This window comes from Fibrobacter sp. UBA7003, assembly GCA_002449765.1.
Classification (GTDB): domain Bacteria; phylum Fibrobacterota; class Fibrobacteria; order Fibrobacterales; family Fibrobacteraceae; genus Fibrobacter.
Map to the genome: position 1 here is coordinate 86,946 of DJXN01000011.1, position 8,687 is coordinate 95,632.

General features: G+C 54.1%; 12 protein-coding genes. 10 read left to right on the plus strand and 2 right to left on the minus strand.

The annotated features are described in order from the left end of the window. Together queF and B2952_RS08120 are read right to left on the minus strand one after the other, a co-directional pair. On the minus strand, positions 1-310 hold a 310-nt coding region (queF, locus tag B2952_RS08115; RefSeq protein WP_290781572.1), incomplete at its 3' end, for a preQ(1) synthase. A 116-nt stretch (positions 311-426) separates the two neighbouring features. Further along, positions 427-1,308, minus strand: a complete 882-nt coding sequence (locus B2952_RS08120) for a glycoside hydrolase family 26 protein (RefSeq protein ID WP_290733316.1) — start codon at positions 1,306-1,308, stop codon at positions 427-429. 154 nt (positions 1,309-1,462) lie between these two features. Here B2952_RS08120 and B2952_RS08125 point away from each other — a divergent pair, with 154 nt between their 5' ends. The 10 genes from B2952_RS08125 to B2952_RS08170 form a co-directional block, all read left to right on the plus strand. Next, positions 1,463-2,779: a GntR family transcriptional regulator gene (locus B2952_RS08125; protein ID WP_290733318.1), complete on the plus strand. Its 1,317-nt coding sequence runs from the start codon at positions 1,463-1,465 to the stop codon at positions 2,777-2,779. Between the two features lie 156 nt (positions 2,780-2,935). Beyond that, positions 2,936-3,466, plus strand: a complete 531-nt coding sequence (locus B2952_RS08130; RefSeq protein WP_073113399.1) for a YceD family protein — start codon at positions 2,936-2,938, stop codon at positions 3,464-3,466. Between the two features lie 2 nt (positions 3,467-3,468). Further along, the gene (gene rpmF, locus B2952_RS08135) at positions 3,469-3,657 is read left to right on the plus strand and encodes a 50S ribosomal protein L32 (RefSeq protein ID WP_072813504.1); all 189 of its coding nucleotides are present in this window, start codon (positions 3,469-3,471) and stop codon (positions 3,655-3,657) included. A gap of 36 nt (positions 3,658-3,693) precedes the next feature. Then, positions 3,694-4,677: a phosphate acyltransferase PlsX gene (plsX, locus tag B2952_RS08140; RefSeq protein ID WP_290729907.1), complete on the plus strand. Its 984-nt coding sequence runs from the start codon at positions 3,694-3,696 to the stop codon at positions 4,675-4,677. A 293-nt stretch (positions 4,678-4,970) separates the two neighbouring features. Then, on the plus strand, positions 4,971-5,450 hold the full coding sequence (locus B2952_RS08145) for a hypothetical protein (protein WP_173382346.1): 480 nt from the start codon (positions 4,971-4,973) through the stop codon (positions 5,448-5,450). 142 nt (positions 5,451-5,592) lie between these two features. Further along, complete coding sequence (fabD, locus tag B2952_RS08150) at positions 5,593-6,513, plus strand: ACP S-malonyltransferase (RefSeq protein ID WP_290726025.1); 921 nt, start codon at positions 5,593-5,595, stop codon at positions 6,511-6,513. A gap of 25 nt (positions 6,514-6,538) precedes the next feature. After that, entirely contained in the window at positions 6,539-7,279 is a 741-nt protein-coding gene (fabG, locus tag B2952_RS08155; protein WP_173382344.1) for a 3-oxoacyl-[acyl-carrier-protein] reductase, read from the plus strand. Positions 7,280-7,326: 47 nt separating this feature from the next. Then, a complete protein-coding gene (gene acpP, locus B2952_RS08160) occupies positions 7,327-7,569 on the plus strand; it encodes an acyl carrier protein (protein ID WP_173382343.1) in 243 nt (80 codons plus the stop codon). A gap of 106 nt (positions 7,570-7,675) precedes the next feature. Then, positions 7,676-8,494 (plus strand): ribonuclease III, encoded by an 819-nt coding sequence (gene rnc, locus B2952_RS08165; protein ID WP_173382342.1) that lies wholly within the window; start codon positions 7,676-7,678, stop codon positions 8,492-8,494. A gap of 10 nt (positions 8,495-8,504) precedes the next feature. Then, the coding region (locus B2952_RS08170) for a hypothetical protein (protein WP_290781574.1) at positions 8,505-8,687 on the plus strand (183 nt) is incomplete at its 3' end.

Below are 8,687 nucleotides of genomic sequence, written 5' to 3' on the forward strand. Positions count from 1 at the left end.
TCATGATGATGTTCACGCAGTCCTCGTGGAAATCCCCGTGGTTGCGGAACGAGAACATGTAGAGCTTGAGCGACTTCGATTCCACCAGGTACTGGTTCGGGATGTAGTTGATCTTGATTTCGGCAAAATCGGGCTGGCCGGTTTTCGGGCAGAGGCTCGTGAATTCCGGGCAGTTGAACGTGACCATGTAGTCGTTGCCCGGATGCTTGTTCGGGAACTTTTCGAGCACTTCGGGGCTGTAGGTGGTCTTGTACTGGGTCTTGTTGTTGCCAAGCAGCGTGACGCCTTCGAGTTCTGCTTCTGAACGCATGGAAGTCTCCTAGTTTTGTTTTAAGTCAGGATGGGTCTCGAACTGACTGGCGTAAAGATAAAAAAATCCGGGCTTTTTTCAAAGCCCGGATGAAGCGGGAAAATTCGGCTACAGCATCACCGTGATGTTATAGCTCGGTGGGGTGCGTTGAGTCCCGCCTTCCAAGCATCCACTGCCGCACTCGATGTGTCGAGCGCCCAGTCCGCTTCGAAGCTCTTGCTCTGGTTGAACCACATGATGGCGAAAATCCTCGGAAATTCCACGGGCAGCACCTTGAACATGTCGGCTATCCATTCGGCCTTGTTCCCGCCCGATTCCGTGCACGATGTCTCGGCGATAAAGATGGGCTTGTCGATGCCCGCGAGCGCATTGTACGACTTCCTGAAAACTTCCGAGAAACTCTTCCAGCGGGACCAGCATTTCTTATCGCCCCAGTTGTAGCCGTCGATGGAGATGTAGTCCACGAAATCGTCGCCGGGGTAGGTTCCCGTGAAGGTCGTGTTTTCGCCCACGTTCGAGGAATTGGTCGTCCAGACCCACTTGACGTTACCGACGGATTCCTCGCGGAAAATCCTTACGATGTGCCGGAAAGCTTCGGCAACGTTCTCGTCGGTGTTGCCGGCGCCCTGCTTGCCGACTCCCCAGTCGTACCAGTCGCCGTTCGCTTCGTGGAGCGGACGGAGCCAAATTTTGTGTCCGTATTCCTTGGCGCTTTTTGCAAAGTGCCGTATGAAGGAATCTGCCTCGCCCTCGTTTATCCTTCTTGCGTTGTAGCCGTTGGGCATCCACGTGACAACGAGCGTGGAACCGTTCTCGCGAGCCGTTTCGGCGAAGGGCTCTACCCAGTTCCAGGTGTTGATATCGAATAGCGCAAACAGGCTCACGAGATCGACATTCCTTCCTTGAAGAGCCTGGAAAGCTTGAATGTTTTCTTTCGTGGGCTGCGGGTGCAGTTCGTTGCCGCCGACCCATGCCCCTATGCGGAATTCTTTTTGCATGAAACCTCCAGTCAAAAACAAAGATATTTCATTGGGAGTCGGTGACGAAGCCTTTGTTTTTTAGTATTTTCCAAAGTGTATCTAGTGTTTTAAACGAGTGTGATTTGGAACACTAAAAAAATGAGTTTGTGCGTATCGAACGAAGGAGGATTCGATGACTGTGGAAGAAATTTGTAAGTGGCTGGAGGCTTCGAAATTCAGGGAAGGCGACAGGCTCCCTTCGGTCAGGAGTGTTTCGGAGCGTCTTTCTACATCGACTTGCACGGTGTTTCGCGCCTACCGCAAGCTGATTGACGCGAAGAAGGTTTATGGGGAACAGGGCAACGGCTATTTCTGGGGTGCGGCCAAGGTCGCCATGCCGGAACCTCCCGTGCGAGAACAGGTGGTTGAACGGCTGGAACGATTGCTCCAGGAAGACTGGAAATCCGGCAGGCTTTCGGCGGATGCCCCGCTCCCGACCATCAAGGAACTTTGTTTGCAATACGAGACGTCGGTCGGTTCCATGAGACGCACGCTCGAAAAGCTGCAGGCGTTGGGAATCCTTTCACGCCGGGGCAGAGGGCGTTTCTATTTTCGCACGGCGCAAGCCCCGAAGGCGAAGGAAATCCTCCTGGTGATGCGTTCGAACCCGACGGGGGATTTTTATTGCCTGGGGGAGCGTGAACTGGAATTTATGCAGAAGGTTTACGCCGAGGCTGAAAAGCGCGAGCTGCGCGTGCATGTGCTGGGTTACCACGAGGATTCAGGCAAGTTCTTGGATTCGGCGGGCAATGCCGTGTTGCCGGAGACATTCCGCGACGCGTTCGGCGCAATCCTTTCGACGATGCTCGTCTTTAAACCCCAGCGCCTATTCTCGCTGTTCGCGAGGACCCGATTCCCGATATCGGTGTGGTGGGAACATCCGCTTTCTGAAATCCCGCGTGCCCTCAAGAAGGAACCGCGGTACGCCTTCTTCAACCTCGCCTTCGGCGAGTTTCCGGGCCGTGCCGTGGGACGCTTTCTCCGGGAACGGGGCTGCAAGAACATCGTCTACATTTCGCCGTATCATTTGAGTTCCTGGTCCATCGACCGCCTGAATGGCCTCAAAAAGTCGGGACTGCATGTCTTCGAAGCGGTGGATGCCGAACGCGCGAGTCCGTTCGAGTTCAGCAAGGAACCTCCGGCTTTTTTTGAAAAAGTGGTCGCGCGCCTTGCGGGGAGTGTCCCGCAAGACACCGATGCCTGGGTCGTAGTGAACGACGAAGTGGGCTGCGCACTCCACCGGATGTTTGTACAACATAAAATCAAGCGCCCGCCTTACATGGTGTCGTTCGACAATACGGTGGACAGTTACCGCATCCGTCTGGATTCCTTCAAATTCAATCTCGATACGCTAGCCGAACAGTCGGTATTCCACATCGTGTCGCCCGGGGTCACGCTCTACAAGAAGGACGACTTCCGCGAACTTTCGGGCAACGTCGTGGAAAAGTAGCGGTTTGCCGCCCGATTCTGCGGTCCTGGCCTACCCCTGGGACCAGCCCGACCCGAGCAAGTAGAACGGCTAAAACTCCGAGCTGTCCGCCCTCCCGCATATAGTTTAAGCCTGAATGTTGAAATCAGTCTTGTTTTTTATTAAATTTGGGCCACTTTGAGAATCGATATCGCACAGAAACTTACTGAACCCGAAGACCGCCGAGCAGTCTGGTCCCATGCCGACGCTCCCGAAATCTTCGACGAACTGCACCTCAAGGGCGATCTGGTAGCCGAGGTGCTGGTGAGCCCCGAAGGCCCCGGTAAGTGTCTCGTGACCGGTACGCTCTCCGGAGTGCAAACTCTGACCTGTTCCAGGACGCTGGACTTGTTCGACCGCCCGTTTACGACCGAAATCGTGGCGGAGGTCGAGAGGCTCCCCATCGCAAAGCAGGAGCTGGACGAGGACGATGCAGATGTCTTCGCCTACAAGATTCCCCAGGGGCAGGACTTCGTAGATGTATCCGAGTGCATCCGACAGCTGGTTTTACTGCAAGAACCGGTCGCGCCCGTGAAAAATCCTGACGAAGATTTTATCTTTGTATCAAACAATCCGCCCGACGAAGGTTCCGACGGGGCCGCAAAGCCCATGGACCCGCGCTGGGAGAAACTCAAGGCTCTCAAGAGCAAAATGGAAAATAGGAGTTAAAAATGGCAGTACCTAAAAGAAAAACCTCGACCGCCCGTCGTGACAAGCGCCGCACCCACTGGAAGATGGAAGTGCCCGCGATGGCTACCTGCGACCACTGCGGTTCTGCAAAGCGCCCGCACCGTGTGTGCCCGGTTTGCGGCTACTACAATGGTGTCGAAGTTGTCAACATGAAGGATGCCGAAGCCTAATTTGTTGATGCAGCGTTCAGTTGCAAGGAGATGTTCATGGTAAAAGTTGCTCTTGATGCTCTGGGTGGCGATTTCGCTCCCGACGTCGTGGTTGAAGGTGCGGTAAACGCCGTCAACAAGAATGCAAACCTGCATGTGGTCCTGTGCGGACCGGAGGCCGTGGTCAAGGCTAAACTCGAGTCGCTCGGTTACGCCGGCAACGGGATTTCGGTCATTGACGCTCCGGACCCTGTCGCCATGGACGAACACCCTGTTCAGGTTCTCAAGAAGAAGCCCCACTCCGGCCTGGTGACGTGTGTCGCCCTGCAGAAGAAGGGCATGGTCGATGCTTCCGTGAGCGCCGGCAACTCCGGTGCCATGATGGCTAGCTGCCTCATGCTTCTCGGAAAGTCGAGCGAAAAGTTCAGCCGTCCGCCTATCGGTTGTGTCATTCCGACCGCCGACCGTCCGATCATCCTGGTCGATGCCGGCGCGAACGTCGATGAACGCGCCTCCACGCTGGTGGATTTCGCCATCGCGGGTTCCGCATTCGCCGAGACCTACTTCGGATATCAGAACCCGAAGGTCGGCCTTTTGAACATGGGCGAAGAAGAACACAAGGGTCCGGCTGTGCTCCAGGAAGCGCACCAGCTGTTGAAGTCCGCCCCGGTGAACTTCATCGGCAACATCGAAGGCGAAACGCTTATCGAAGGTGTCGCCGACGTGGTGGTGACCTCCGGCTTCACGGGTAACGTTGTCCTGAAGATGCTCGAAGGTTTCTACGAACTCCACAAGAAGATGTTCGGTTTCATCGATACCCCCAACGGCCGTCGCTTCGACGAGATGTGGGACTACCGTATGACGGGTGGCGCCTTGCTCCTCGGCCTCAACGGCACGGGCATTATTGCCCATGGTCGTTCCGATGCTCTCGCTATCGAGAAGGCTGTGGAAGTCGCCGCCAAGTACGCCGAGAAGGGTGTCGCTAAGAACGTCAACGAACGCCTTGCCGCCATCAAGGACGAACCTGCCGAAACCAAGTAAGTGCTTGACCGACACTAATTTGTCTGTAAAAGGCTTTTGAGGACGGAACCGCAAGGTTCCGTCTTTTTTTTGTAAACAATTATTTTGTTGATTTCGCTTTCGAATGAATTTACTTTGTTATTTAAAATAAATTTATAAGAGGCGATAAGGTGAATAGTTGTTTTGCCAATATGGTAATGGCTTTGTTTATTGTGGCATGTAGCAATTTTAGATAAATTGCCATCGGGCAAAGATGGGCGGTCTTATACGAAAACGAATTTAAAGAATCTGTTTGAATTTTGGAAGGAGTGGCTATGAGAAAAATGTTTTTATTTTTAGTGTTGCTTGACGCCTTGCTTGTTGGTTGCTCGGGTTATGATGTTGCCCATGGCGACTATGAAGGAACAGGTTCACTGCTTCATGAAATTGCAAACAACTCTGGCTATGATGTGAAAGTAAAATTCTTATGGCAATATGATGAAAAAAGGGATTCCGTCTTGATGGACGTTGCCGAAGGAGATACAATTGTTTTGCCGGAATCCGTAGGTCACCTGGCAGAGACTTTTGTGGAAGATTTCAATTTGGCTTATCCTGATGGGACCTTTGATGCTTATATAGAATTTGATGTTTTACCTGCCAAATGTGTTTCTTTTGTGGGCGATGTCGATGAGCAGAATGATATACGTTCAGAAAAATTTTCTGAATTTATTGACCCGACGGATGCCGATGGATTCCGGTTCAAAAGGTATACCATTGATTCGGCTTTATATAAGGATGCTGCTCAATGCCCCTAGTAGGGCTCTAAACTTGCAAAAATATTCCTTTTATCTTTCTTTTGCGGGGAAATAGTGCTTTTTGCTCCGGGAACCTTTGGAACGGGGGTGTATTTTCTAAATTAGGGGTGAAAATTTTCGCGGGTTTCCGCAAAGGATTGAAATGTCTAAGACGATTTTGCTTTTCCCTGGCCAGGGTGCCCAGTATGTAGGTATGGGCCAGACCCTTGCTTCCACTTTCGAACCGGCCAAGAAGATTATGCAACAGGCCGACGAGATTCTCGGCTTCTCGCTTTCGAAGCTCATGGCCGAAGGCCCCGAAGATGTTTTGAAGAGCACCGACAACACGCAGCCGGCCCTCTTTACCGTGTCCGCGATGGTGATGGAACTCCTCAAGTCTGAAGGTTTTGCGTTCGACTACGTGGCCGGGCACTCCCTCGGTGAATACTCCGCCATCTACGCTGCTGGCGGTTTCAGCTTTGAAGAGGGCCTCCGCCTGGTGCGTACCCGCGGTGAACTCATGGCCAGTGCCGGTTCCAAGAACCCGGGTGCGATGGCTGCCATCATGGGCCAGGACGAAGCCAAGATTCTTGAACTTTGCGAAGCCGTGAAGGACGTGGGCGCCGTGGTGCCCGCCAACATCAACTGCCCGGGCCAGATCGTTGTCTCCGGTGCCGTCGCCGGCGTGAACAAGCTCGTCGAAAACTGCGGTGCCGCCGGCATCAAGGCCATCCCGCTTGCCGTGTCTGGCGCGTTCCACAGCCCGCTGATGCAGTTTGCCCAGGCAGGCCTCGCCGAAGCGATTGCCAAAACCAAGTTCAACGATGTCGAAAAGCCGGTTATCGCCAACGTGATTGCCGAACCGGTCACGAAGGGTGCCGAACTTGCCGAACTTTTGGTGAAGCAACTGGTATCTCCGGTCCGCTGGAACGACTGCATGAACAAGGCCATCTCCCTCGGTGTTACCCAGGGTGTGGAAGTGGGCTCGGGCAAGGTGCTCATGGGCCTCATGCGCAAGATTAGCCGCGACGTGAAGGTCACGCCGGTCGAAACCATTGAAGCCTTCCAGGCTCTTAAGGGATAAACCTTTCAATTACAGGGAACAAAAAATGGGTAAACTTACAGGTAAAAAGGCTATCGTGACCGGCGCATCCCGCGGTATCGGTCTCGCCATCGCCACCAAGCTTGCGAGCGAAGGTGCCGACGTCGCTATCCTTTCCACATCGGTCAAGGAAGAACTGGCCGCCAAACTTTCCGCCGAACTTGGGGTGCAGGTCAAGAGCTATGCTTGCGACGTGGCCGACTCCGAAACGGTGCAGAACGTGTTCAAGCAGATTATTGCCGACATGGGTACGGTCGATATCCTGGTGAACAACGCCGGTATCACCCGCGACGGCCTCCTGATGCGCATGAAGGACGAGGAATTTGATGCCGTGATTGCCACGAACCTCCGTTCCGTGTTCCTTTGCACCCGCGCCGTGGCCCGCACCATGATGGGCAAGCGCACCGGCCGAATCATCAATATTTCGAGCATCAACGCCCTGCGTGGCCAGGCTGGCCAGGCGAACTACGCTGCCGCCAAGGCGGGTATCATCGGCATGACCCGTTCCAATTCCAGGGAATTCGCTTCCCGCGGCATTACGGTGAACGCCATAGCCCCCGGCTTTATCGGGACGGACATGACCGCCGCCATGGACGATGCCACCAAGGAAAAATATGCAGCCCAGATTCCCCTCGGACGTATCGGAAAGCCCGAAGACGTGGCCAATGCGGTCGCTTTTTTGGCATCTGACGACGCCTGCTACATCACGGGTCAGATTTTGGGCGTAGATGGTGGGTTGAACGCCTAGCCAATTTTTACTAAATTTAAACTTAAACAATCCAAACGGAGTAAACAATGACACAAGAAGAAATTTTCAAGAAGATTACCGACGTCATCGTCGCCAAGCTCGAAGTCAAGGCCGAAGACGTGAAGATGGAATCTGAATTCGGTAACGACCTCGGTGCCGACTCTCTCGACCGCGTCGAGCTCGTGATGGCTCTCGAAGACGAATTCGAAGTCGAAATCCTCGATTCCGATGCCGAAAAGTTCCAGAAGGTTGCCGACGTGGTTGCCTTCATGGCCGAAAAGAAGAAGTAATCGCTTCTGCAAACGCCCTGGCAATGGCGCTGGGGCTTTCGATGAAATTTGCTCCGGCCCCTGCGGCCGGGCTTTTTCTATTTTCGCAGACAGAAAGGAGATGCCTTTGCCAGAAGAAAACGTATTGAAGAAATTGCTGAAATTCTGGTTTCGCCAGAAGCCCGACGGCGGACTTGAGGCGAAGCTTGGATATCGGTTCCGCGAACCGGAACTCTTGGTTCAGGCGCTGGTCCACCGGTCTTACCTGACCGGAACGGATTTGCCCTACACAGAAAACAACGAACGGCTCGAATTCCTGGGCGATTCCGTGCTGAACATGCTAACGACGGAATTCCTGTACAAGACGTATCCCGATGACCCGGAGGGCGAACTCTCGAAGCGCAAGAGCGCCATCGTTTCGGGGCATGCCTGTGCGCAGTCTTCGAAGGAATGGGACTTGAGCGAGTATATCAAGCTCGGGAAGGCCGAGGCGAAGATGGGTGGTCGCGGCAAGGAGAGTATTCTTGCCGATGCCTACGAGGCCGTGCTCGGGGCGGTTTACCTCGATGGCGGGCTCGACGAGGTCCGCGCAATCCTCAACAGGTTCCATTTCCCGCGTGTGAAAGAAATTATTGTCGACGATGACTTTGTGAACTACAAGAGCGCCTTGCTCGAATACCTGCAGGGGAAGCGCCATACGGTTCCTGAATATGTTCTGGTGGAAGAATCCGGACCGGAGCACCAGAAACTGTTTACCGTCGAGGCGCACGTGAACGGCAAGGTCTATGGCCGTGGCCAGGGTGGCAACAAGAAAAAGGCCGAACAGGAAGCGGCCCACAAGACTCTTGAAATGTTGAAGGCTGAAGAGGCGGCGCAGGCGAAGGATGTTCCGGCCGAGGTGGCGCCTGTGAAACCCGTAAAACCCAAGCGGTATTATAGACCGTAGGGAGATAAAGATGAAGAATGGAAAAATGAATTTTTGTCGTGTGGCTGCCGTGTCCGCGACGTTGATGCTGTCTGCGATGGCCCTTACCGCCTGCAACGAGCAGGGCGCCTCCAAGTCCGCGAAGGCTGCGGGCAGCGAGCTCAACTGCCCGGAACTGCCGGTCGATTCCACCGCCACGGGCGAGTTCGACCCG

Coding starts and splice junctions, on each gene's coding strand:
- B2952_RS08120 (WP_290733316.1), bottom strand. CDS start 1,308: ATGCAAAAAGAATTCCGCATAGGGGCATGGGTCGGCGGCAACGAACTG.
- B2952_RS08125 (WP_290733318.1), top strand. CDS start 1,463: ATGACTGTGGAAGAAATTTGTAAGTGGCTGGAGGCTTCGAAATTCAGG.
- rpmF (WP_072813504.1), top strand. CDS start 3,469: ATGGCAGTACCTAAAAGAAAAACCTCGACCGCCCGTCGTGACAAGCGC.
- plsX (WP_290729907.1), top strand. CDS start 3,694: ATGGTAAAAGTTGCTCTTGATGCTCTGGGTGGCGATTTCGCTCCCGAC.
- B2952_RS08145 (WP_173382346.1), top strand. CDS start 4,971: ATGAGAAAAATGTTTTTATTTTTAGTGTTGCTTGACGCCTTGCTTGTT.
- fabD (WP_290726025.1), top strand. CDS start 5,593: ATGTCTAAGACGATTTTGCTTTTCCCTGGCCAGGGTGCCCAGTATGTA.
- fabG (WP_173382344.1), top strand. CDS start 6,539: ATGGGTAAACTTACAGGTAAAAAGGCTATCGTGACCGGCGCATCCCGC.
- acpP (WP_173382343.1), top strand. CDS start 7,327: ATGACACAAGAAGAAATTTTCAAGAAGATTACCGACGTCATCGTCGCC.